Annotated in this window: 22 protein-coding genes; 6 read left to right on the top strand and 16 right to left on the bottom strand. The window is 57.0% G+C overall.

All coding sequences use genetic code 11. The features are described 5' to 3' along the window. Positions 1–233 precede the first annotated feature (233 nt). Both EQV24_RS01745 and EQV24_RS01740 read left to right on the top strand, forming a co-directional pair. Positions 234–950, top strand: a complete 717-nt coding sequence (locus EQV24_RS01745; protein ID WP_130626078.1) for an SDR family oxidoreductase — start codon at positions 234–236, stop codon at positions 948–950. A 128-nt stretch (positions 951–1,078) separates the two neighbouring features. After that, positions 1,079–1,774, top strand: coding sequence for an alpha/beta hydrolase (locus EQV24_RS01740; protein ID WP_108453208.1), 696 nt, complete (start codon positions 1,079–1,081; stop codon positions 1,772–1,774). Between the two features lie 70 nt (positions 1,775–1,844). On the opposite strand, the gene EQV24_RS01735 is transcribed toward EQV24_RS01740, so the two are convergent. The 15 genes from EQV24_RS01735 to paaA all read right to left on the bottom strand — a co-directional run bounded on the left by EQV24_RS01735 (position 1,845) and on the right by paaA (position 14,145). Beyond that, the gene (locus tag EQV24_RS01735; RefSeq protein ID WP_130626077.1) at positions 1,845–2,327 is read right to left on the bottom strand and encodes a hypothetical protein; all 483 of its coding nucleotides are present in this window, start codon (positions 2,325–2,327) and stop codon (positions 1,845–1,847) included. 82 nt (positions 2,328–2,409) lie between these two features. Continuing rightward, positions 2,410–2,922 (bottom strand): GNAT family N-acetyltransferase, encoded by a 513-nt coding sequence (locus tag EQV24_RS01730; RefSeq protein ID WP_045901093.1) that lies wholly within the window; start codon positions 2,920–2,922, stop codon positions 2,410–2,412. Between the two features lie 38 nt (positions 2,923–2,960). Then, positions 2,961–3,557 (bottom strand): phenylacetic acid degradation protein PaaY, encoded by a 597-nt coding sequence (paaY, locus tag EQV24_RS01725; protein ID WP_048972411.1) that lies wholly within the window; start codon positions 3,555–3,557, stop codon positions 2,961–2,963. 9 nt (positions 3,558–3,566) lie between these two features. Beyond that, on the bottom strand, positions 3,567–4,499 hold the full coding sequence (gene paaX, locus EQV24_RS01720) for a phenylacetic acid degradation operon negative regulatory protein PaaX (RefSeq protein WP_130626076.1): 933 nt from the start codon (positions 4,497–4,499) through the stop codon (positions 3,567–3,569). A gap of 136 nt (positions 4,500–4,635) precedes the next feature. After that, complete coding sequence (paaK, locus tag EQV24_RS01715; RefSeq protein ID WP_020688186.1) at positions 4,636–5,952, bottom strand: phenylacetate--CoA ligase PaaK; 1,317 nt, start codon at positions 5,950–5,952, stop codon at positions 4,636–4,638. Positions 5,953–5,978: 26 nt separating this feature from the next. Further along, positions 5,979–7,184, bottom strand: a complete 1,206-nt coding sequence (pcaF, locus tag EQV24_RS01710; RefSeq protein WP_102752566.1) for a 3-oxoadipyl-CoA thiolase — start codon at positions 7,182–7,184, stop codon at positions 5,979–5,981. After that, positions 7,184–7,606, bottom strand: a complete 423-nt coding sequence (paaI, locus tag EQV24_RS01705; protein ID WP_130626075.1) for a hydroxyphenylacetyl-CoA thioesterase PaaI — start codon at positions 7,604–7,606, stop codon at positions 7,184–7,186. Before paaI ends, pcaF begins: the two co-directional genes overlap by 1 nt. Next, positions 7,596–9,020 (bottom strand): 3-hydroxyacyl-CoA dehydrogenase PaaH, encoded by a 1,425-nt coding sequence (paaH, locus tag EQV24_RS01700; protein ID WP_045901087.1) that lies wholly within the window; start codon positions 9,018–9,020, stop codon positions 7,596–7,598. The genes paaI and paaH overlap by 11 nt, the downstream gene beginning before the upstream one ends. A gap of 1 nt (position 9,021) precedes the next feature. After that, positions 9,022–9,810: a 2-(1,2-epoxy-1,2-dihydrophenyl)acetyl-CoA isomerase PaaG gene (gene paaG, locus EQV24_RS01695; protein WP_086528139.1), complete on the bottom strand. Its 789-nt coding sequence runs from the start codon at positions 9,808–9,810 to the stop codon at positions 9,022–9,024. Then, the gene (paaF, locus tag EQV24_RS01690) at positions 9,810–10,577 is read right to left on the bottom strand and encodes a 2,3-dehydroadipyl-CoA hydratase PaaF (protein ID WP_038419323.1); all 768 of its coding nucleotides are present in this window, start codon (positions 10,575–10,577) and stop codon (positions 9,810–9,812) included. The genes paaG and paaF overlap by 1 nt, the downstream gene beginning before the upstream one ends. After that, positions 10,574–11,644, bottom strand: a complete 1,071-nt coding sequence (paaE, locus tag EQV24_RS01685; protein ID WP_130626074.1) for a 1,2-phenylacetyl-CoA epoxidase subunit PaaE — start codon at positions 11,642–11,644, stop codon at positions 10,574–10,576. The genes paaF and paaE overlap by 4 nt, the downstream gene beginning before the upstream one ends. 7 nt (positions 11,645–11,651) lie before the next feature. Continuing rightward, complete coding sequence (gene paaD / locus EQV24_RS01680) at positions 11,652–12,149, bottom strand: 1,2-phenylacetyl-CoA epoxidase subunit PaaD (RefSeq protein ID WP_013096759.1); 498 nt, start codon at positions 12,147–12,149, stop codon at positions 11,652–11,654. Between the two features lie 11 nt (positions 12,150–12,160). Beyond that, on the bottom strand, positions 12,161–12,907 hold the full coding sequence (paaC, locus tag EQV24_RS01675) for a 1,2-phenylacetyl-CoA epoxidase subunit PaaC (protein WP_130626073.1): 747 nt from the start codon (positions 12,905–12,907) through the stop codon (positions 12,161–12,163). A gap of 8 nt (positions 12,908–12,915) precedes the next feature. Continuing rightward, positions 12,916–13,203: a 1,2-phenylacetyl-CoA epoxidase subunit PaaB gene (paaB, locus tag EQV24_RS01670; protein WP_003857353.1), complete on the bottom strand. Its 288-nt coding sequence runs from the start codon at positions 13,201–13,203 to the stop codon at positions 12,916–12,918. Between the two features lie 12 nt (positions 13,204–13,215). Further along, on the bottom strand, positions 13,216–14,145 hold the full coding sequence (paaA, locus tag EQV24_RS01665; RefSeq protein WP_013096761.1) for a 1,2-phenylacetyl-CoA epoxidase subunit PaaA: 930 nt from the start codon (positions 14,143–14,145) through the stop codon (positions 13,216–13,218). A 284-nt stretch (positions 14,146–14,429) separates the two neighbouring features. Between paaA and paaZ the strand changes: the two genes are divergently transcribed. The 4 genes from paaZ (at position 14,430) to EQV24_RS01645 (ending at position 22,737) form a co-directional block, all read left to right on the top strand. Next, on the top strand, positions 14,430–16,472 hold the full coding sequence (paaZ, locus tag EQV24_RS01660; protein WP_130626072.1) for a phenylacetic acid degradation bifunctional protein PaaZ: 2,043 nt from the start codon (positions 14,430–14,432) through the stop codon (positions 16,470–16,472). 668 nt (positions 16,473–17,140) lie between these two features. Then, positions 17,141–19,417 carry a primary-amine oxidase gene (gene tynA / locus EQV24_RS01655; RefSeq protein ID WP_130626071.1) on the top strand — a complete coding sequence of 759 codons (2,277 nt, stop codon included), beginning with the start codon at positions 17,141–17,143 and terminating at the stop codon, positions 19,415–19,417. Between the two features lie 166 nt (positions 19,418–19,583). Beyond that, positions 19,584–21,557 carry an alkyl sulfatase dimerization domain-containing protein gene (locus tag EQV24_RS01650; protein ID WP_029882838.1) on the top strand — a complete coding sequence of 658 codons (1,974 nt, stop codon included), beginning with the start codon at positions 19,584–19,586 and terminating at the stop codon, positions 21,555–21,557. A gap of 73 nt (positions 21,558–21,630) precedes the next feature. Continuing rightward, positions 21,631–22,737, top strand: a complete 1,107-nt coding sequence (locus tag EQV24_RS01645) for a GGDEF domain-containing protein (protein WP_130626070.1) — start codon at positions 21,631–21,633, stop codon at positions 22,735–22,737. A 94-nt stretch (positions 22,738–22,831) separates the two neighbouring features. Here the strand turns inward: EQV24_RS01645 and EQV24_RS01640 are convergent, their stop codons facing one another. Further along, the gene (locus EQV24_RS01640; RefSeq protein WP_047023970.1) at positions 22,832–24,331 is read right to left on the bottom strand and encodes an aldehyde dehydrogenase family protein; all 1,500 of its coding nucleotides are present in this window, start codon (positions 24,329–24,331) and stop codon (positions 22,832–22,834) included. Between the last annotated feature and the right edge of the window lie 204 nt (positions 24,332–24,535).

Genomic DNA, 24,535 nt, shown 5'->3' with positions numbered 1-24,535 from the left:
GATGACGGGGCGGCACTTGATAGGGATAAGGAACGTATCGCGTCAGGTTGACAGGTCATGATTGCAGGCTGGCATGTGTACCAATACGCCATTCTGTTCCTGCGTGAGCGTCGGTTTTGAGCGAGGAGCGAACGTTGGCAATTATTCTGCTAGCCTAATAGAGGGTTAGTAAAAAATGGGATTTCAGTAAGCATTGGATTCTCATTCTGCCAAACGAAACTGAGGATTTTAATATGGGGCCTTATCGCACTTATCTAATCACTGGTGCAACAAAAGGGATAGGAAGAGCACTCAGTGACAAATTATCAGAACAGGGTCACCAGGTTGTGGGTATTGCCCGTAATGTTGATGCCAGCTTTCCGGGGATTTTATATACGGCTGACCTGAGTAGCGCTGATGAGACAAACTTAATTTTATTAAAAATAGTCGAAAATCACGAAATTCACGGCATTGTAAATAATGTGGGTGTAGCCTTACCTCAACAACTTGGAGGCATTGATATTCAAACGTTCCTGAAGGTCATGGATATAAACGTACGGGTGGCAGTTCAAATAACACAAGCACTCATCGGCAACATGAAGAGCAGAGGCTGGGGAAGAATAGTTAATGTATGTAGCCGTGCCATCTACGGTGCGATTGACCGAACAGCTTACTCAGCAGCAAAAAGTGCTCTGGTAGGTTGTACACGGACCTGGGCATTAGAGCTTGCTCAATTCGGGATCACCTCGAATGCGATTGCTCCTGGGCCAATAGAGACAGAGCTTTTTCATAAAACACGACCTGTTGGATGTGAAGCAGAACAACGTATTTTATCGACAATTCCAATGGGCAGACTGGGTTCTCCTGCTGAAGTGGCTTCAGCAATAGCCTTTCTTTTATCACCAGAAGCGAGTTTTATTACTGGCGTAGTACTGCCTGTTGATGGGGGAGGAAGCCTGGGAGGACGTTAGAAACGTTCAGAAACTCTGTGGAAATAGATAACGCCTATCCAGGGCGGAAATTTGATATTGTCGCAGTTAGTAAGATATTTTTAACCGGTCTAATCCAATAAATACACTGATGCATTGAAGCGAGATCTATGAGTTTAAAGCCGCGTAAAATCGTTTTAATTCCAGGGTTTATGCTGAATGAAATGCTTTGGCATGAATTTGAAACATACCTCCCGTCAAACTGTATTGTTCATCATGCAGCTGTAACTGAAGGACGAACCATTCATGATGTAGTGCAGCATTTGATTACTCTTCTGCCTGAGAAGTTTTCTTTGATAGGTTTTTCGATGGGAGGGTATATTGCCCGGCAACTGGCAGCAGAATTCCCTGAACGTGTAGAGTCCTTAGTGCTTATTGCCAGTTCCTTACGGGAAGATACGCCGTTAGAGGCTGAAGCAAAGCGGAAAAGCGTGCAGTCATTGTCCCCCACAACGTTTAAGGGGCTGAGCAGACATGCTATTGCCCGGTCACTCCACCCTCTAAACACATCAAATCAGGATATGATTTCAGCTATCCAGAAAATGGGATGCTCTCTGGGATTTGAAGCCTTCATCACGCAATCATCCTTATCCAGGCAAGGTATACCTTCTGCAACGATACGTTGTCCAACACTGGTTATCGCCAGTGAAGATGATGCCATCCGTTCGATGAAGGAGGCAGAAGAATTGGTCGAAGCCATACCTTATGCGTCGTTAAGAATCATTCTGGATTGCGGCCATATGATTCCGCTCGAACAGCCCAGGGAGTTGGCAAGAACTATTGTTGAATGGATCCCGGCTACGTAAATTATTGGGGGTTTATCCGGCAAATATCCTGACTTACTTCATCAGGGTATGTAGCGCAACAGCCCATATTTCACTCCTCCCTCCAGGGCACAGGCTCACCAATAAAGGTGTGCGTACAGCAGCGGCAAGTCACTTTTACGTCCCTGGCACTAATCGATGGGTTAACCTGTTGTAAAACGCCATTCTCGTCAACAAACAGGCCCGGATAAAAGCTGCTATCGCCAATACAGACTAAATCCCTTTGCTGATGCTCATGCAACGCGACTAACCAGAACACAGGCTCGGTAGTATCAAGACGTCCACAAACTTCGCTGAAAACGTCATCCCACGGCTTGCCAATCTGTTTGAACAAAAAGTAAAACAATGGCGTGTAGTCACGTCCTCGCTTTTGTCCACTGTGCATGGTTTCACGTGTTACCAGCAGCTCATCCCCGGATTTTTTACGATTACGTTCCCAGCGATACTCAGCGCCAGGGTTGTTAGAATAGTGTCGTGTCGTCGTGTTGACGCTACGATACAATTTACGTGACTTGTGCTGTTGATGAGCCCGCATAGCCAGATCTCCCCCATCCCTCTTTCTGAACCTATAATCCCTGTCTGACGAAGACGAAAAGCCCCCTATAAGCAAAGGAAAGCTATAACTCCATTCCCATGATCTTCAATACACTCCGCTGCGACGCTGTTTCGAAAACCGTATCCTTGATAAACCGCATCCCCTGCTTTTCATAAAATCGCCGGGCACGTTCATTCTGTTCAAGCACCTCGAGCCACAGAAATTTTTTGCCATGACTTCGGGTAAGTTCGATGACGCTGCTAAACATGCTCTGACCGTAGTGATTACTCGTCTTAGTCGGATCAAGATAGAGTTTATTAAGAAGAACACCGCTGATGTCGGTATCAGAGATTGTGGCTTCCCATGTCAGTTTCATAAAACCAATCGGTTGATCAAGGTCCGCCACATACCAGCTTGTGCCGCTGTCTCTCAGACTCTGTTCTATCGCCGCAACAGAATATTCTGACTTCAGAAAATCGTTTAGCTCTGATTCCGACTTCCACAGATGCTTAAAGTGCGCGGGATAGATGCAATAGCCCAGTTCACTGAGTAATACTGAATCTGCTGATGTTGCTTGTCGTAAAAGTAACGTCACAGGATGCTCCCTTGCCCGGTAATATACATTCCCCCCGCTCACACCGCCGATTTCGGCCGTAAATTCTCATCAAACGTCAGTCGTTTGCGTCCCGGCTCTTCTTCGCGCAGCGGCTCCACCTGATGCATCGTCAGCTTACAGCGCTCCACCAGCACCTGATACTCGCGCGTGCCCTGCTGCTTCCAGGCCAGTTCCTGTTCGCTCAGCTCACGAATCGCTTTCGCCGGACTGCCGATAATCAAATGGTTAGCGGGCATCTCGGCTTTCGCCTTCACAAACGCCGCCGCGCCGACGATGCTGTTCTCACCGATAATCGCGCCATCCATCACCACCGCGTTCATCCCTACCAGGGCGTTGCGGCGGATAATACAGCCGTGCAGAATGGCGCTGTGGCCGATATGGCCGTCCTCTTCCACCACCGTATCTTGCTCCGGGAAGCCGTGCATCACGCAGTTATCCTGAATGTTCGCGCCATCTTTCACCACAATACGGCCAAAATCACCGCGCAGGCTGGCATTGGGGCCGACATACACACCTTTGCCCAGGATCACATCGCCAATGAGCACCGCTGTCGGGTGGACATAGCTCTCGTCTGGCACCACCGGCGTCAGACCGTCAATTTGATAAACAGGCATCCTCACTCCTTATGCGGTCGCAAGACCACCAAAGCGTTGATAATAAAGCGTGCCGGGCACGGGCAGTTCACCCACCGAGGTTTCGCCTTTCTCGCTGACAAACGCCAGCGCTCCCGGTGCCACACGCTGATAAATGTTGATGCAAAGCTGTCGTGCGCTTTGACCCGCCCAGTGCGCAGGCAGTAGCTCCTCTGGTAGCAGCGGGTCTTTCAGCACCACACGACGATAAAAGTGGATCAGTAACAGCTGGATCTGGAAGCAACGCTCCGGCGTAAGCTCTTCCGGCGTCGCCTCTTTCAGCAGCGGCAGCAGCGGACGGAACGACTGAATAAACGTCTCGTACATCGCGTTCTGTTCGGTCAGCTGCCAGCACTCCTCAACGCGGGAACGCAGCGCCGCGCGGGAAAGTGCCAGCGGTGAATGGGCTTCGAAGAAGATGACATTTTCCGCCACGCCCGCGTCATGAAGCAGCGACTGCACATCCGCCATATGCTGCGAGGGCGAAGCCATCAGGCTGGGCGCCAGCGTGCCAAACCCTTGCCAGATTAGCTGTTTTTTCACATCGGCAAGCGTGGTTTTATCGAGACCTTCGGAGAGCAGCAGCAGCCATTTGCCATCCCAGGCGGGCAGCTCCGCGCGGTAGATCTTATTCTCCGCCCGGCGGGTTAAACGCAGCCCTTTGTCGCTCAGGCGGTAATAGCTGCGACGCCCGATGCGGGAGACATCCAGCCAGCCCTCTTTGTTGAGGCGAAACAGCGCGGTTCGCACGAAGCGCTCGCCAAAGCCCATCCCTTCAAGCAACGCGGCCAGGCTGCCAAGCCAGATCTCGCCGCCGCGATGGGAAAGCGCGTCACCGTATAACGAAGAGATTAGCGACGTCCCGCTGATGGGAACCGAACTGACCGCATGCTGAATAAAGGCGTCGAGTTTCATGTGATTCATTCTGTTGGTGTTTTTGTCCTGGATGAATCATAGCATACGAATCCTGGATAGACCCTCACCCTAACCCTCTCCCACAGGGAGAGGGAACTCAATACACCCTCTCCCTGTGGGAGAGGGAACGTAGAATGAGGATAATTCAACCGTTGGCCGCCACTTTACGCAGGTCAAACACCCGGCAGGCTTTCCCCTCCGAGCGCGGGATGCTGCCGCAGTTAACGATCATGACGTCTGTGGAAATCCCGACCATCGATTTAATGCGATGACGCAGCTGATGGCAGACCTGACAGCGCTGTTCGTGGGTCAGCGAAAGACTGCTCTCTTTCAGCTCCACTTTTACAGAAAGTGAATCAAGATGCCCCCGACGGTTCACCTCCAGCTGGTAATGCGGAGAGAGATGCTCAAACTTCACAATCTCCTCTTCCAGCTGCGACGGGAAGACGTTCACACCACGGATAATGAGCATGTCATCGCTGCGACCGCTGATCCTGTCCATGCGGCGCATGGTGCGGGCGGTACCCGGCAGCAGACGGGTCAGGTCGCGGGTGCGATAGCGGATCACCGGCAGCGCCTCTTTGGTCAGCGTGGTGAACAGCAGTTCGCCCTGCTCGCCGTCATTAAGCGGGGTGCCGTCGTTCGGGTTGACGATCTCCGGGTAGAAGTGATCTTCCCAGATGGTCGGGCCGTCGGCGGTTTCGATACACTCCATCGCCACGCCCGGCCCCATCACTTCCGAAAGGCCGTAGATATCCAGCGCCGTAATGCCTAACCGTTTTTCGATCTCATGACGCATCGCCTGTGTCCACGGCTCGGCACCGAACACGCCCACGCGCAGGGAGCAGGCGCTGGCATCGCCGCCCATCTGGCGCTCCAGCTCTTCAATCAGGTTGAGGCAGTAGGAAGGCGTCACCATGATCATATCCGGCTTAAAATCGCGGATCAGCTGCGCCTGCTTCTCGGTCTGGCCTCCGGACATCGGGATCACCGTGGCCCCTAAACGCTCGGCACCGTAGTGAGCGCCCAGCCCGCCGGTAAACAGGCCATAACCATAGGCCACATGGATTTTGTCCTTCGCGCTGCCCCCGGCGGCACGCAGGGAGCGGGCCACCAGATTGGCCCAGTTGTCAATGTCGCCCTGGGTATAGCCCACAACGGTCGGTTTCCCGGTTGTGCCGGAGGAGGCGTGAATACGCACCACCTGCTCCATCGGTACGGCGAAGGTATCGAACGGATAGTTATCGCGCAGATCCTGCTTGGTGGTGCACGGGAACTTGCGAATATCGGCCAGTTCGCGGAAATCGTCAGGGTGAACGCCCGCGGCATCAAACTTACGTTTGTACATCGGCACGTTGTTATAGGCGTGGTTCAGCGTCCATTTCAGACGTTGGGTCTGCAACGCCTGTAATTCGTCAATGGACGCGGTTTCGATCGGATCAAGCTTTGTTGTATTTATCATCGCAGGGTACTCACATTATTGTTCGCTCAAACACGCTCAAGGATCATGGCAATGCCCTGACCCACACCGATGCACATCGTACACAGCGCGTAGCGCCCGTGGCGTCGATGCAATTCATTGCTCGCGGCCAGCACCAGCCTGGCACCGCTCATTCCCAGCGGATGGCCTAACGCAATGGCCCCTCCGTTCGGATTGACGTGTGCGGCATCGTCCGGCAAACCCAGCTGACGCAGCACGCCCAGCGCCTGCGAGGCGAAGGCTTCGTTCAGCTCAATCACATCCATCTCGTTAATACTGAGCCCCGCTCGCTCCAGCACTTTACGGGTGGCGGGCACCGGCCCTAGCCCCATCAGACGTGGCTCCACGCCTGCGGTGGCCATGGCCACAATCCGCGTGCGCGGCACAAGCCCCTGTGCGAGCGCCATCTGCTCGCTGGCGATAATCAGCGCAGCGGCGCCATCGTTCACACCAGAGGCGTTACCTGCGGTAACGACGCCATTTTTGCGAAACGGCGCTTTCAGGGCGGCAAGTTGCGCCAGCGTGGTGTCGGCGCGCGGGTGCTCATCAACAGAGACCTCCGTGACGGTCCCTTTTTCCCCCGGCACCAGCACCGGCACGATCTCTTGCGCCAGAATGCCGTTTTGCTGCGCCCGGGCGGTACGCTGCTGGCTGCGCAGCGCGAACGCATCCTGATCGGCACGGCTGATATTTAACAATTCAGCTACATTCTCTGCCGTTTCCGGCATGCTGTCAGTTCCGAACGTCTGATGCATGAGCGGATTCACAAATCGCCAGCCAAGGGTGGTATCGAAGATCTCCGCCTGGCGCTGAAACGCCGTGGTGGCTTTCGCCATCACAAACGGCGCGCGGGACATCGACTCCACGCCACCGGCAATCAGCAGATCGCCATCACCGGATTTTATGGTGCGTGCAGCAAAGCCAACCGCATCCAGCCCCGAGCCGCACAGGCGATTGATCGTCGTGCCGGAGACGGTCTGCGGCAGCCCGGCCAGCAGCGACGCCATACGCGCCACGTTGCGGTTGTCTTCCCCCGCCTGGTTGGCGCAGCCGAAGATCACATCATCAATCCGCTCCGGGTCGAGCTGCGGATAGCGCTCCAGCAAGGCACGCAGCGGTATGGCGCCCAGATCGTCCGCGCGTACGGCGGATAACGCCCCGCCGTACCGCCCCACCGGGGTTCGCACCCCATCACAAATAAATGCGTCACGCATCAGGCTTCTCCTGTCACATTGCCGCCGATGCGGTGGGATTTTCCGCGAAAGAGAGCGACGGTTTTCTGTTGTTGGTTCTGAATTTCGATGTCATATACGCCGGTCAGTTTGCCCTGATGCTTAACCCGCGCGGTGGCGGTCAGCTTGTCTCCGATAAAGCCCGGTCGAAGGAAATCGATTGTGCAGCCAGAGGCCACCGCCGCCAGCCCCTGGCTGTTGCAGGCGTAGGCAAACGCGGTGTCGGCCAGCGAGAAGATCTGTCCGCCGTGGCAGGTTTTATGGCCGTTAAGCATCTGCGGGGTGATGGTCATGGTCACCACTGCGTAACCTTCGTCCATGTCGATAATGTCCATCCCCATTGCCTGCGCGCAGGCATCCTGTTCGTACATGGTGCGGGCGTTATGCCAGGCGTTATGACTCATAGCTACTCTCCAGAAGCGCACGCTGGCGCAGCAGTGAACAGGGGCGATAACGTTCTTCGCCGTAATGACGCTGCAGGTTTTCCAGCAGCGTTAACAGACGTTGCCAGCCCAGCCGCGCGCCCCAGGCAATCGGCCCGGACGGGTAGTTCACGCCCAGACGCATGGCGGTATCGATATCTTTTTCGCTGGCGACCCCTTTTTGCAGCGCATCCAGCGCTTCGTTGGCAATCATCGCCACCGTGCGCCAGACCAGGAGGCCAGGGTAATCGGCAATCTGCACCACCCGCTTTCCCTGCTGTTGCAGGTAGCGGATGACTTTTTGCGTCGCGGTATGCGGGTTGCTGGCCGCCGACGCAATCACCGCCACGTCGCGCTCAATGCGATCAACCACCACCACCGGGCAGTTGAGGCGCAGCGCCAGCGCCTGAGCGGTTTCGCCCTGCGTTTCAATCAGCAACACATCATCGATTTCCGTGACGCCGTCACGTTTTCGTTCAACCCGCATTGGGCTAAAGCTGTCGTTGACCGCGTCGAGCCATGGCACCTGTGGCGATTCGCCGCGCCAGTCGTAAACGCCCTTCCCGCTTTTTTTGCCCAGTCGCCCCGCCAGCACCAGCTCCTGCTGCACCAGTGAAGGGAGAAAACGCCGCTCCTGCCAGAATGCGTTAAACACCGAACAGGTCACGGCGAAGTTAACGTCCTGCCCAATCAGATCGGTCAGTTCCAGCGGCCCCATCGGGAAACCGCCGCCTTCGCGCAGGGCAGCATCAATGACTTCAGGAGCTGCAACCTGTTCCTCCAGCGCGCGCCAGGCTTCGGAATAGAAGGGACGCGCCACGCGATTTACGATGAAGCCCGGCGTCGACTGGCAGCGCACCGGCTGTTTCCCCCAGTTCAGCGCCAGCTCGCACAGCGCGTCGGCCACTTCCGGCGAGGTCGCCAGCCCGCTAACCACCTCCACCAGCTTCATCACCGGTGCCGGGTTAAAGAAATGCAGGCCTGCCACTCGCTCGGGATGACGGATATCCGCCGCAATCGCCGTGATCGAGATAGAAGATGTGTTGCTGGTAAGCAGGGTCTGCGGCGGGCAGATCTCCGCCAGTTCGGCAAACAGCGCTTTTTTCACCTCAAGGCGCTCGGAGGCGGCTTCTATCACCAGGTCCGCCGCGGTTAGCGCACTGATATCCGTGACCGGAGTCAGCCGGGCGAGGATCTGCCCACAGGCCTCCTCAGTGAGTTTGCCCCGCGTCACCCGGGAGGCCAGGCGCTGGCGAATGCCGTCAATGGCGCGGGAAATGGCGTCTGAGGCGATGTCGTACATCATCACCTGATGCCCATGGCTTGCCGCGACTTCGGCTATTCCGGCGCCCATTGTCCCGCTTCCAATGACGGCGACAGTACGAATGTTCAGCATCTTACTTCCCCGTAAAATTCGGTGCGCGCTTCGCCAGAAAGGCGCTCACGCCTTCGCGGTAATCGTCGCTGCGTCCGGCCAGCCGTTGATAATCGCGCTCCAGGTCAAGCTGTGCGTCCAGGGTGTTGGTTTCCGCGGCATTGATCGCCTGCTTGATCAGCCCCAGCCCAAAGGTGGGCTGCGAGGCAAAGTGCAGCGCCAGCTGCTGCGCCGTGCTGGAGAGCTGGTCGTCATCCACCACCTGCCAGATCATTCCCCAGGCGTGCGCCTGTTCGGCGCTCAGTTTGTCGCCAAGCAGCGCCAGCCCCATGGCGCGGGCACGTCCGGCCACGCGCGGCAGGAACCAGGTTCCGCCGCAGTCCGGGACTAACCCCAGCTTGCTGAAGGCCATTACAAAGGTGGCGGAGCGCGCGGCAATCACCATGTCGCACCCCAGCGCCAGCGTGGCCCCTGCTCCTGCCGCCACGCCGTTGACCGCGCAAATCACCGGTTTTGGCAGCGCAGCCAGACGACGCACCAGCGGGTTATAAAAGGTCTCGACGGACATCCCCAGATCCGGCGCAGGACCGTTCGGGTCGACGTTACGGTCGTTCAGATCCTGCCCGGCACAGAAGCCGCGCCCTGCGCCGGTGATCAGCAGACAGCGGATCGTCTCATCGCGCTCGGCCTGCTTCAGGCATTCTGCAAGCTGCTGGTGCATCACATCGTTAAAGCTGTTCAGACGCTCCGGACGGTTCAGCGTCAGGGTCATTACGCCTTGCTCTACATGACTGAGAATAAATTCCACAATTAGCGTCCTTTAAAGTCGGGAGTACGTTTCTGTAAGAAGGCGTCGATGCCTTCTCGCCTGTCTTCCGTGGCCGAGAGCAGCGTGAACAGTTGACGCTCCTGCGCCAGACCCGCCTGCAGCGGCACCTCCTGCGACTGGCGCAGCGCCTGTTTAGCCGCCTGTAGCGCCAGCGGCGAGTGGCGCGCCATCAGCGCTGCCTGTTTCAGGGCGTATTCCAGCGTCAGCGAGGCCGGGAAAACGTCGCTGACCAGACCGGCACGCTGGGCCTGCTGCGCCGTAATGCTTTCCCCGGTCAGTACCATTTTGCTGGCGAGCGATTTACCCACGCAGCGGATCAGGCGCTGCGTACCGCCCGCACCAGGCATGATCCCAAGCGTAATTTCCGGCAGTCCGAAGCGGGCGTTGTCACCGGCAATCACTACGTCGCACAGCAGGGCCAGCTCGCAGCCAGCCCCGAGTGCAAAACCGTTCACGGCGGCAATCAGCGGTTTATTGAAGGCGTCTATCCGCTTCCACAGCTGAGGACGACTATCGTTCAGGGTGGCAGGCAGATCTTTTTCTGCCATTTCGTTGAGATCGGCTCCGGCCGCAAAGCAGCGCTCGCTGCCGTAAACCACACAGGCAGAGAGGGTGTTATCGCTGGCCGCCGCCTCCAGCTGTTCTGCAAGCTGTGTCAGCAGCGCATTGTTAAGGGCGTTGCGTGCCGCCGGCCGGTTGAGCGTGAGTTGCAGCACGCGGTCATAACGGGTGACCAGAAGTTCGCTCATGCCATCCCCTTAGCGTCAAAGTCGACGACCACGTCGGCGGTTAGCGGCAGCGCCTGACAGCTCAGCACATACCCGGCGGCCAGTTCGTCCGGCTCCAGGCTGTAGTTGGTCGCCATGTCCACCTTGCCGCGCAGCACTTTGCACTTACAGGTGGCGCAGACGCCTCCCTTACAGGCATAAGGCAGATCCGCCCCCTGGCGCAGGGCGGCATCAAGAATGCTCTCGTCGTCCGCCGTGAGGACGATCTCGCGGTCACGTCCGTCCTGGCGCACGATTACCTTCTGGCCTTCCGCCTGCACGCTCACCGCGCGCTTAACGGCCGTGCCCGGCGTATTGAACCGCTCTAGGTGAATGGATTTTTCCGCCATTCCCAGCGCTTTTAAGGTCGCTTCAGCCTCGTCCATCATCGCGGCCGGGCCGCAGATAAAGGCCTCGTCGTACTGGCGGAAGTTGATCAGCGTTTTTGCCAGCGCCTGCAGCTTTTCACCGTCGATACGGCCGTAAAGCAGGTCGCTGTTCAGCCGCTCCTGGCTGAAGATGGCAAGCAGCTGCAACCGCTGCGGGTATTTATCCTTCAGGTCTGCCAGCGCCTGACGGAACATCATGCTCTGGCTGCTGCGGTTGCCGTAGATCAGGGTGAAGTGGCTGTTTGGTTCAGCGGCCAGCGTGGCGGATAAAATCGCCAGCATCGGGGTGATGCCGGAGCCTGCGGCAATCGCAAGATAGTGACCTTCCCGTTTAGGCTGTGGCTGATAGCCAAAATGCCCCTGGGGAACCATCACCTCCAGCGTCATGCCCGGTTTGATCTCATCCCGGGCATAACGAGAGAAACGCCCGCCTTCAATGGCTTTAACCGCGACGCTGATCTCCCCCGGCGCGCTACTCCGGCAGATGGAGTAACAGCGGCGCAGTTCGTCTGCACCCAGTCTGGTTTTCAGGGTCAGGTGTTGGCCGGGACGAAAGCGGTAAGCCTCCTGCAACGCCTGCGGAACCGCGAAGGTGATGGTCACCGCATCGCGGGTTTCGGGTTCTACTTTTGCCACTGTTAATGAATGAAACGTTGTCATGGCAACCTCAAATACATTTGAAATAGTCGAAGGGTTCGCGGCAGGTATTACAGCGATACAGCGCCTTACAGGCCGTAGAACCAAACTCACTGATAAGCGAGGTGTCGGTGCTGGCGCAGCGCGGGCAGCTCACCTCAGCGGGAACGTGGGCATGACAGCTGTGCCCCACGGGTGGGCTGATGCCATACGCGCGCAGACGTTCACGCGCATCGGCGGTCATCCAGTCGGTCGTCCAGGCGGGTTCCAGTTGCAGCACAATGTGCACCGGCGTATAACCGTGCGCCGTCAGGGTGTCGCGGATGGCGCCAAGCAGGTGTTCCGTCGCCGGGCAGCCTGAATAGGTTGGCGTAAAGCCAATCACCCAGCCTTCGCCCTGCGCGGTGACGCTGCGCACCATGCCTAAATCGGTGATGGTGAGCACCGGCACTTCCGGGTCCGGGATCTGGCTTAACAGAGACCAGATGTGCGGAACCTGTGGGGGGGCGATGTCGACAAGACGTTGCATGGCGTTCTCCTTTACCACTGCTGACCGGGATACGCGCGCTGGAGATACTGCATCTCTGCCAGCATCGGGCCCAGATGCTCGGTATGCAGCCCGCGTTTACCGCCGGTACGATAGGCCGTCTCATCGGGCACGCGCAGGGTGGCTTCCCGCAGTCCGGCAAACACTTCGTGTTCCCACGGCTGGCGCAGGGTGCGCGGATCAACCGCAACGCCGGACTCAATAAGCTCAAGCTCAACGTCATCCACCTCGAACAACTCGGCCGTAAAGCGCCACAGGTTGTCGATGGCCTGCTGCATTTTTTGCGACGAGGTTTCACTGCCGTCTCCCAGGCGCACCAGCCAGCCGCGGCTAAAGCGCAGGTGATAACGCGCCTCTTTAATCGCCTTGGCGGCGATAGCGGCAAGCTGACTGTCGCTGCTGTGGATCAGCCGTTCGTAGAGGGCAACATTCCACGCGTCCATCAGATACTGGCGGGCGATCGTGTCGGCGAAGTTGCCGTTCGGCTGTTCTGCCAACAGTAAATTGTGAAACTGACGCTCATCGCGGCCGAAGGCCAGGGTGTCTTCATCGCCCTGACCTTCCCGCTCTGCCGCGCAGGCGAGGAAGTTGCGCGCCTGCCCCAGCAGATCGAGACCGATGTTGGCGAGCGCAAGGTCGATTTCCAGCTCCGGCGCGTGTCCGCACCAGGCTCCGAGGCGCTGCGAGAGCACCAGACCGTTGTCGCCCAGACGCAGGGCGTATGCAGATACTGTTTTCATCCCTGACCTCACATATGCTCGATGCCATCAGGGATGGTGTAAAACGTGGGGTGGCGATAGACCTTGCTTTCCGCCGGGTCGAAGAACTCGCCGCTCTCTTCCGGCTGAGAGGCAACGATCTCGCTCGCCTTCACCACCCAGATTGAGCAACCTTCGCTGCGGCGGGTATAGGCGTCCCGCGCGTTTTCCAGCGCCATGCGATCGTCAGCGGCATGCAGACTGCCAACATGGCGGTGGGATAACCCTTGTTTGCTGCGTACGAACACTTCGTACAGCGGCCAGTAGACATTGCTCATCGTGATTTCCTCTTATGCGGCCTGACGGGCGCGTTGTTTTTCTGCATGCGCCAGTGCGGCTTCACGCACCCACGCCCCCTCTTCCCAGGCTTTACGCTTGGCGGCCAGGCGTTCGTGGTTACAAATCCCGCGTCCGTTGATCACCTCGTCAAACTCCTGCCAGTCAATCTCACCGAAGCGGTAGTGGCCGGTTTCCTCGTCAAAGCGCAGGTCCGGATCGGGTACCGTCATCCCCAGCATCTCCACCTGCGGGATGGTGTTGTCGACGAAGCGCTGACGCAGTTCATCATTGCCAAAGCGTTTAATTTTCCAGGCGAGACTGCGGGCGCTGTTCGGCGAGTTGTCGTCGTTTGGTCCGAACATCATCAGGGCGGGCCACCAGAAACGGTTGATGGCGTCCTGCAGCATCTGCCGCTGGGCGTCGCTTCCCTGCGCCAGCGCCATGCAGGCTTCAAACCCCTGACGCTGGTGGAAGCTCTCTTCTTTACAGATTTTCACCATCGCGCGGGCGTATGGCCCGTAAGAGGTCCGGCACAGCGCCACCTGATTGACGATGGCGGCACCGTCCACCAGCCAGCCGATTACACCGATATCGGCCCAGCTCAGCGTCGGATAGTTAAAGATGGAGGAGTATTTCATCTTGCCGTCGAGCATTTTCTGGTAGATGTCTTCCCGCGCGCAGCCAAGCGTTTCAGCCGCGCTGTAGAGATAGAGCCCGTGCCCGGCTTCGTCCTGCACTTTCGCCAGCAGGATCGCTTTGCGGCGTAGCGTCGGGGCGCGGGTGATCCAGTTCCCTTCCGGCAGCATGCCGACAATTTCAGAGTGGGCGTGCTGACCAATCTGGCGGATCAACGTCTTGCGATAGGCTTCTGGCATCCAGTCCTGAGGCTCAATCGCCGTCTCCTGCGCTATGCGCTGCTCAAAGCGTTGTTCTTGCGTCACGTCATCACCTTTATGATTCGTTAATTTGCAACTTAAAGCGTAATTGTGAATCACTTTGTTTTTTAAAAGTTACACAAAGGTTAAATACACCCCCAAGAAATGTTTACTGATTTTGTGATGTCGCTCGCAGGGCTTTTGCGCAAAGGCCGCCACATCAGGGCTACAACCGCCACACATCTTCCCCTGAGATCACATTGTTAACAATTCATTAAAACTCAGCTTGATTTTTATGATTCATGATCAAACTATTGATAGTGAAATAACGAAACATGTGGAGATAAGAGATGCAGCAGTTAGCCAGTTTCTTGTCCGGTGTCTGGCAGTCTGGCCGGGGCCGCGAACGTACTATTCATCACGCCATCAGCGGTGAAGCGCTCTGGAGCGTGACCAGCGAAGGGCTGGACATGGCGGCGGCACGTCGCTATGCCATTACGCATGGCGGTGAAGCGCTCCACGCCATGACCTTTATCGAACGCGCGGCGATGCTGAAAGCGGTGGCGAAGCACCTGCTCAGCCTGAAAGAGACGTTTTATGCTCTTTCAGCCCAGACCGGCGCGACAAAGGCCGACAGCTGGGTAGATATTGAAGGTGGGATTGGCACGCTGTTCACCTATGCCAGTCTGGGGAGCCGTGAATTACCGGACGACACGCTGTGGCCCGAGGACGAACTGATCCCGCTGTCGAAAGAAGGCGGCTTTGCGGCGCGCCATGTGCTGACGTCAAAATCGGGCGTGGCGGTGCATATTAACGCCTTCAACTTCCCCTGCTGGGGAATGCTGGAAAAACTCGCCCCCACGTGGCTTGCCGGGATACCGGCGATCATCAAACCCGCTACCGCCACCGCGCAGGTGACGCAGGCGATGGTGAAAGCGATCGTGGAGAGCGGTCTGGTGCCGGACGGCGCCATCAGCCTGATCTGCGGCGGCGCGGGCGATCTGCTGGACCATCTCGACAGCCAGGATGTGGTGACGTTTACCGGCTCCGCCAGCACCGGCCAGACCCTGCGTGTTCACCCGAATATTGTGGCAAACGCGATCCCGTTCACCATGGAAGCCGACTCCCTGAACTGCTGCGTGCTGGGAGAAGACGTGACGCCGGAACAGCCCGAGTTCGCCCTGTTCATTCGCGAGGTTGTACGTGAGATGACCGCCAAGGCCGGACAGAAATGTACCGCCATCCGCCGCATTATCGTGCCGCAACACCAGATTGACGCGGTAAGTCAGGCGCTGATCGCCCGGCTGGAAAAGGTGGTGGTGGGCGACCCGGCGCAGGAAGGCGTAAAAATGGGTTCCCTGGTCAACAGCGAACAGCGTGCGGACGTGCAGGAGAAAGTGGATCAGCTTGTGGCCGCAGGCTGCCAGGTTCGCCTGGGCGGAAAAGCCGATCTGCAGGCCGCCGGAGCGTTTTACCCGCCAACCCTGCTCTTTTGCCCGCAGCCGGATGAGACCCCGGCGGTGCACGCCACCGAAGCGTTCGGCCCGGTGGCGACTCTCATGCCATATCGCCACGCAGACCATGCGATGCAGCTTGCCCGCGCGGGCGGCGGTAGCCTGGCCGGGACGCTGGTCACGGCGGATCCCGCGCTCGCCCGCCAGTTTATTTCTGGTGCAGCGCGGGCACACGGTCGCATTCAGATCCTTAATGAAGAGTCAGCAAAAGAGTCTACCGGCCACGGTTCTCCGCTTCCGCAGCTCGTGCATGGCGGTCCCGGAAGTGCAGGCGGCGGCGAGGAGCTGGGTGGCCTGCGTGCGGTCAAACACTATATGCAGCGCACCGCCATTCAGGGCAGCCCGACCATGCTGGCCGCCATCGGCAAACAGTGGGTACGCGGCGCGACGGTGCAGGAAGATCGCGTCCATCCGTTCCGCAAATACTTCGAGGAATTGCAGCCGGGCGACAGCCTGCTGACGCCGCGCCGAACCCTGACGGAAGCCGATATCGTTAACTTTGCCTGCCTGAGCGGAGATCATTTCTATGCTCACATGGACAAAATTGGCGCAGCGGAGTCGATCTTTGGCGAGCGGGTGGTACACGGTTACTTCCTGATTTCCGCTGCCGCCGGGCTGTTTGTTGATGCAGGTGTGGGGCCGGTAATTGCCAACTACGGCATGGAAAACCTGCGCTTTATCGAGCCGGTGAAACCGGGCGATACCATCCAGGTGCGCCTGACCTGCAAACGTAAAACCCTGAAGAAACAGCGTACGGCGGATGAAAAACCCACCGGCGTGGTCGAATGGGCGGTTGAGATTTTCAATCAGCACCAGCAGGCGGTAGCGCTGTACTCCATTCTGACGCTGGTGGCTCGCCAGCAGGGTGATTTCAGCTAACGTCCCCTCACCCTCTCGACAATGGCTGAGGGCTCCCCGGTAATTTGTAAGCAGAAGCAATAACGCTGCTTTCAGAAAGACTGAGGGCTCTCAGCGATACCCTGGTCCGGCTGTAAATCGCTGAGGCGTTTCCTGCAGGCCGGGGCGAGGCGCAGGGATGCGCCGAGAGGGCGGCTTTACAGGGACGTTACATCCGCCCGTCCCCGATAAGCCGGAAGGAATAAGCCGAGGGCACCGCGAAGCGGCGATTTACCGCCGGGAGCCCGGGTCGCCAGGGCGGCGGCGACTGAGCCACCCTGGCACGTTCACAAGTCATGCCGTTACAGAGTAGCAAGGAACATAAAGTGAACGGAATGACCTCCACAGCCGTATGTTCCCCCTCACCCCAACCCTCTCCCTCAAGGGAGAGGGGGTCCTCCGTGCAGGCATTATTTTATGGGGATCCCCCAACCCGATGGGAGAGGGAATTGTTCACTGCGCGTATCAATTTGTGGAGCCTCATCAGTGCGCCTGGATAGATGAAAAGGCTCGGCATGTGATTTATTCCCGGTCTTTTTTTAACCTGGCAAGACTGACAAATAACCTGGCAGATGCAGGCAAACGCTTTTTTCACGCTCCTGTCAGGATAAGACTCACAACACAATAAACACAACAAGATGAGGTCTACGATGAGAAGCAATTCTTCATTTTCTGCCCGTAGAACGGCACTGGCTCTGGCCGTTGCGCTCTGCTGTGCCTGGCAATCTCCCGTTTTCGCTCACGGCAGTGAGGCGCATATGGTCCCTATGGACAAAACGCTGGCAGATTTTGGCGCAGAGGTACAATGGGATGATTACGCACAGATGTTCACCATTGCGAAAGACGGTGCGTTCGTAAAGGTGAAGCCAGGCGCTAACACCGCCATCGTTAACGGCAAACCCCTTGCGCTGTCGGTGCCGGTAGTGATGAAAGACAACAAGGCCTTTATCTCGGACACATTTATCAATGACATCTTCCAGTCCGGCCTCGACCAGACGTTCCAGGTTGAGAAAAGCCCCCATCCGCTTAATGCATTAACGGCGGATGAGATTAAGCAAGCCGTGGCGATCGTCAAAGCCTCAAAGGATTTTAAACCGAACACCCGCTTCACCCAGATTGCCCTGGCCGAGCCCGAGAAAGCCAAAGTGTGGGACTTTGTGCTGAACGGAACGGCGGTGGATGCCCCGCGTCAGGCGAATATCACCATGCTGGACGGCAAACACGTCATCGAAAGTCGTGTGGATCTGAAGGATAAGAAAATCCTGCGCTGGGAGGCCGTAAAGGATGCGCACGGCATGGTGCTGCTGGATGATTTCGCCACCGTGCAGCAAATCATCAACGAGAGCCCGGAATTTGCTGAGGTGCTGAAAAAACGCGGCATCAGCGATACGAAGAACGTGATCACGACCCCGCTGACCGTCGGCTATTTTGACGGCAAAGACGGCCTGAAGCAGGAAGACCGTCTGCTGAAGGTGGTGAGCTATCTGGATGTGGGCGACGGTAACTATTGGGCACACCCGATTGAGAATCTGGTGGCGGTGGTTGATCTCGAACAGAAGAAGATCCAGAAAATTGAAGAAGGCGCGGTTGTTCCGGTGCCCATGACTCCGCGTCCGTATGATGGCCGTGACCGCATCGAAACGCCGAAAAAACCGCTTGAGATCATCGAACCGGAAGGCAAGAACTACACCATTACCGGCGACATGGTGCACTGGCAGAACTGGGATTTCCACCTGAGTCTGGACTCCCGCGTGGGGCCGATGATCTCGACCGTCACGTACAACGACAACGGTAAGAAACGCCAGGTCATGTATCAGGGCTCCCTGGGCGGGATGATCGTCCCTTACGGCGATCCGGATGTGGGCTGGTACTTTAAAGCCTATCTCGATTCGGGCGACTATGGCATGGGCACCCTGACCTCCCCGCTGGTGCGCGGCAAAGATGTGCCGTCCAACGCCGTGATGCTTAATGAAACCATCCCGGATTACACCGGTACGCCGATGGAGATCCCACGTGCCATCGCCATTTTCGAGCGCTACGCCGGGCCTGAATATAAGCATCAGGAGATGGGCAAGCCAAACGTCAGCACCGAACGCCGTGAACTGGTGGTGCGCTGGGTAAGCACCGTTGGCAACTACGATTACATCTTCGACTGGGTATTCCACGAAAACGGCACCATCGGCATTGATGCCGGAGCCACCGGGATTGAAGCCGTGAAAGGCGTGCAGGCCAAAACGATGCATGACGCCACTGCCAAAGACGACACCCGATACGGCACCTTAATCGATCACAACATCGTCGGTACCACCCACCAGCACATCTATAACTTCCGTCTCGATATGGATGTGGATGGCATCGACAATAAACTGGTGGCGATGGATCCGCAGGTGAAACCGAACACGGCTGGCGGCCCGCGTACCAGTACCATGCAGGTCAATCAGTACGATATCGATACCGAACAGCAGGCGGCGCAGAAATTCGATCCGGGTACCATTCGCCTGCTGAGCAACACCCGCAAAGAGAACCGTATGGGGAACCCGGTCTCGTACCAGATCATCCCTTATGCGGGCGGCACGCACCCGGTAGCCACGGGCGCGAAGTTTGCACCGGACGAGTGGATCTACCATCGCCTGAGCTTTATGGATAAACAGCTGTGGGTGACGCGTTACCATCCTGACGAAATGTACCCGGAAGGGAAATTCCCGAACCGCTCCACGCACGATACGGGGCTGGGTCAGTACAGCAAAGACAATGAGTCACTCACTAATCAGGACGATGTGGTCTGGATGACCACCGGAACCACGCACGTTGCCCGCGCGGAAGAGTGGCCCATCATGCCAACGGAATGGGTGCATACATTGCTTAAGCCGTGGAACTTCTTTGACGAAACGCCAACGCTTGGCAGAAAAAAAGACGAACAGAAATAATCACCGACCGGGCGTAATGCCCGGTTTTTTATTCATTTATTTGCCGAATCTCCCAGCCTGATTATAGTTATTTAACCACTCATTCTAATGACATCTTTTCAAACATTTTCAGCCAGGACACGACGTTTAATCACCGTAACGTAGTACTTTCTCTGAGAGGTTTTAGATGAAATTGAATTTGATTGTCAGAAGTCTTGCTCTGGCTGGGCTTCTCGTTTCCGTCAGTCCCTCTTATTCCGCCGAAGCCCCAAAGGACGCGACCGCGGCGACGCAACAGGCGAATAATGCCCTTTTCAACCAACTCCCTTTCTCCGATAACACCGACTTCACCAATGCACATAAAGGGTTTATTGCCCCACTGCCGCAGGAGATTATCAAAGGGGAGCAAGGGAATGTTATCTGGGATCCGCAACAGTACGCCTTTATTAAAGAGGGTGATAAAGCACCGGATTCCGTTAATCCCAGTTTATGGCGTCAATCTCAGCTGATTAATATCAGTGGTCTGTTCGAAGTGACCGACGGGGTATATCAGATCCGCAACCTCGATCTGTCGAATATGACGATTATCGAAGGTAAAGAAGGAATTACCGTGGTCGATCCGCTGGTATCAGCAGAAACCGCAAAAGTCGGCATGGATCTGTATTACAAAAACCGGGGTAAAAAGCCGGTGGTCGCCATCATTTATACCCACAGCCATGTGGATCATTACGGCGGCGTTCGCGGCGTGGTGGATGAAGCTGACGTGAAATCCGGGAAAGTGAAAGTCTATGCCCCGTCCGGGTTTATGGAAGCCGCGGTGGCTGAAAATATCATGGCGGGCAATGTCATGAGCCGTCGCGCCAGTTACATGTATGGCAACCTGCTGAAACCCGATGCCAAAGGACAGGTGGGTGCAGGGCTGGGTACCACGACCTCTGCCGGTACCGTTACCCTGATCGCACCGACCAACATCATTGAGAAAGATGGTCAGAAAGAGGTTATCGACGGGCTGACCTATGATTTTATGCTGGCACCGGGCTCAGAAGCACCTTCAGAGATGCTCTGGTATATCGAAGAGAAAAAGGTCATTGAATCTGCCGAGGATGTCACTCACACGCTGCATAATACCTATTCGCTGCGCGGCGCAAAAATCCGTGAGCCGCTGCCCTGGTCGAAGTATATCAACCAGGCAATTGTCCGCTGGGGTGACAAAGCAGAGATCATCATGGCACAGCACCACTGGCCAACCTGGGGCAACGATAATGTGGTCAAGCTGCTGAAGAGCCAGCGCGATCTTTACCGTTACATTAACGATCAGACGCTGCGCATGGCGAACGAAGGTCTGACGCGCGATGAAATCGCCGCGAATTTCACCCTTCCTGACTCGCTGGCCCATACCTGGGCTAACCGGGGCTATTATGGTTCAGTCAGTCACGACGTAAAAGCCACCTATGTCCTTTATCTGGGCTGGTTTGACGGCAACCCGGCAACGCTTGATGAGCTTCCTCCTGTTGATGCCGCGAAGAAATTCGTGGAGTACATGGGGGGCGCTGACGCCATTCTGAGCAAAGCTAAAACCGACTACGACCAGGGCAACTACCGCTGGGTGGCACAGGTGGTCAGTAAAGTGGTCTTTGCCGATCCGAACAACCAGGCCGCACGTAACCTGGAAGCGGATGCGCTGGAGCAGCTCGGCTATCAGGCTGAATCCGGGCCGTGGCGTAACTTCTACCTCACCGGTGCGCAGGAGCTGCGTAACGGCGTCGTGAAAGGCCCAACGCCAAACACGGCAAGCCCTGATACCGTTCGGGCGATGACGCCGGAAATGTTCTTCGACTATCTGGCCGTGCATATTAATGGTCAAAAAGCCGGGGACGCAAAATCGGTATTTAATATCGATCTTGGCAGCGATGGCGGTAAATATAAGCTTGAGCTGGAAAACGGCGTGTTGAATCACACGGCCAATGCCGAAGCGAAAGACGCCGATGCGACGCTCACGCTGAACCGGGACACGCTTAACAAAATCATCCTCAAAGAGATCACGCTGAAACAGGCGCAGGACAGTGGCGATGTCAAAATCAGCGGTGACAGTGCCAAACTTGATGCCATGCTTGGCTACATGGATAAGTTTGATTTCTGGTTTAATATTGTGACGCCGTAACATCACGGATTTACGGGCGGTTTACCCGCCCGCTTTTATTTCTCTTTCTCCCTGGACGGGGTAAACATCATCAATGGAAAAAAGAAAAAACCTCCCCCCCGAACGAGCCACCTGGCCTACACGTCAGGCCATGGTGCATCACGGGCTGGCGATGAACCTGCCCTGGCTGGCCTTTGTAAACGTCAGCTTTGCCCTGATGATCCTGCTGCGCCACATCCTGCTGGAAAACAGCGCGGTGCTGTACCCCGGTTCACAACACCTGACCCGGATTGTCGATGCCTCAATGCTGGGCATTATTATACTGTCCGCTGCATTAATCCTGATGGCCTGGCGCCGCATCGCCGGGATAAGCGTAGTGCTGTTTGTCTGCAGTGCCTTCTGGTCGATGTGCAGTTACTGGTTCATTACCGCCCTGCACCTTCCCCACGTCTGGCCGCTGTGCGTGATTTTATTGCTCTCCGGTTTGACGGCGCTCTATTTTTACCCGGAGGGATTACTCTCGTTTGTGCTCCCGCTCTGGCTCACCTTGCCGGTCGCCAGCTGGGTGCTGAATGATGGCCTTAATCTTCGCTTTGTCACCATCTGGAGCGTATTCACGCTGATTATGCTTTGCGGGCGGTTTATCCTGTTAAGCTGGTTTGACGAGGCCTGGCGGCGGAATCAGCAAAACCAGCTGTTAATCTCCAGGCTCGATGCGCTGGCGCACCAGGATCCCCTCACCAAAACCGCCAATCGCCGGATGATGGAAGTGGTGCTGGAGAATGCCGTTGAGCAGAATAAAGCCTTCTCGCTGATCATGCTGGATATCGATTATTTCAAGCGTTATAACGATACCTATGGACATCAGGCCGGTGACGACTGTCTGACACGCGTGGCGCAGGTGCTAAAGCAGGCCGTGCGCACCCCGGACGATGTGGTGTCACGCTACGGCGGAGAAGAATTTGTGGTGATCCTGTTTAATTGCCCGGAGAACGTTGCACAGCAGGTTGCCCGCCGCATTCAGGACGGCCTGCGCGCGGCGGCGATACCGCACGGTGCGTCCAAAGTCAGTGAGCATGTGACCGTCAGCATGGGGATTGCAGGAATTGCACCGGGCCTGGCGGGCCCGGAACTGATCGCCCGCGCCGATGCGGCGCTGTACCGCGCGAAAGAGGCCGGGCGGGATCGGTGGTCGCTGTAAATGTCGGGTGGCGGCTACGCCTTACCCGACCTACAAAACCGACCTGTTCCTCGATCCCGTAGGCCGGGTAAGCGCAGCGCCACCCGGCTTGTTTTTAATAGCGCACGCACACCGATTTGGTTTCACACCAGCCGTCCAGCCAGTCCGGGCCGAAGTCGCGTCCGGTGCCGGACTGCTTCATGCCGCCGAACGGCAGGTTGGCGTCAATCAGCGTATGGCTGTTCACCCAGACGGTACCCGCCTGCAATCTGTCGGTATACTCCAGCGCCTTACTGATATTCTGCGTCCAGACGCTGGCGGTCAGGCCATATTCGGTATCGTTGGCAAGGGTTAACGCCTCTTCGCCGTCGGCTACGCGTACCAGGTTGACCACCGGGCCGAACACCTCTTCGCGGGTCAGCCGGAGTCCCGGATCCGGGTTGACCACCAGCGTCGGCGAGATGTAATACCCTTTGCCGTCCGGGCCACGGTTACCGGTGATCAGCTCTGCATTGCGCGATTTTGCTTCATCCAGGAAGGTCTGCACCTTGTCGCAGTGAGCGCGGGACACCAGCGGGTTGATAAACGCCTCCGGCGACATGCCCGGCCCCACGCTCAGGGATTTCACCGCCTGCTCAAACCCGCTGACCAGCGTGTCAAAAAGCGGCGCTTCTATATAGATACGCGAGCTCGCGGCGCAGACCTGACCCTGATTAAGGAAGCTGCCGGTCATCAACCCCTCAATTACCCACGCCGGATCGGCGTCTTTCAGCACGATAGCCGGGTTTTTGCCGCCAAGCTCCAGCGTCACGCCGGTTAGCGTGTCCGCCGCCGCGCGGGCAATCTGTTTCCCCGTCGCCGTGGAGCCGGTGAAGCTCACTTTGGCAATATGCGGATGCGAGGTCAGCGCGGCACCGCACACCGCGCCGCTTCCGGTCACCACGTTAAACACACCGTCAGGGATACCGGCTTCGCTCGCCAGTTCCGCCACCCGCAGCATGGTCAACGGCGTGGTTTCTGACGGCTTAATGACGATAGAGCAACCCGCTGCCAGCGCAGGCATCACTTTCCACATGCCGATCATCAGCGGGAAGTTCCACGGCACAATCCCGGCCACCACGCCCACCGGCTCTTTACGCGTCCACGCCTGATAGCGTGCACCTTGCGGCAAGGGAATGGAGAGATCGAGGGTTTTGCCGGTTATTTTGGTGGTCAGCCCGGCGGTATAGCGCATCCAGTTCAGGGTGCAACCCACTTCAAAGAGACGGGAAATATTGATGGATTTGCCCTGCTCCAGCGTTTCAAGCTGGGCCAGCTCCTCGCTGTGCTGCTCCACCAGGTCGGCAAAGCGCAGCAGGATGCGCTCGCGCTCTGCCGGTAATTTCCCGGCCCAGGTGCGGGCGACAAAGGCTCGCCAGCCGGACATCACCGCGCGGTCGACATCATCGACGCTGGCATCTGCCGTAGAGGCGATAACCTCCCCGGTGGCCGGGTTATAAATATTCAACCGTTTTTCACTCTCCGACGCGGCCTGCCGCCCCTCAATCCACAGCCCGTGATGTCGGTCCAGAAACTGCTGTACGCCTGGCTGGATGGCGACCTGTGATTCAGACATAGGGTACTCCTTCGTTATTATTCGCAGGGTGTTACTGCAGTCTAAGAGGCCTTTCGCATTCCCGCTTTTGTCTGTGTGACATTCGCTTTGCCACCTGTGACAGGTGCCGCAATTCGTGATAATTCCGCCTTATAACGCTGTTACCGGTGAGTGTTCTTTCCTATAGTCAGCCTCATGACTCTGACAAAACGCAACACAAATGCA

This window comes from Enterobacter sp. A8 (assembly GCF_004296595.1).
Taxonomy (GTDB): domain Bacteria; phylum Pseudomonadota; class Gammaproteobacteria; order Enterobacterales; family Enterobacteriaceae; genus Enterobacter; species Enterobacter cloacae.
Note: the sequence above shows the minus strand (reverse complement) of the source record. Positions and strands in the feature narration are given on the sequence as shown.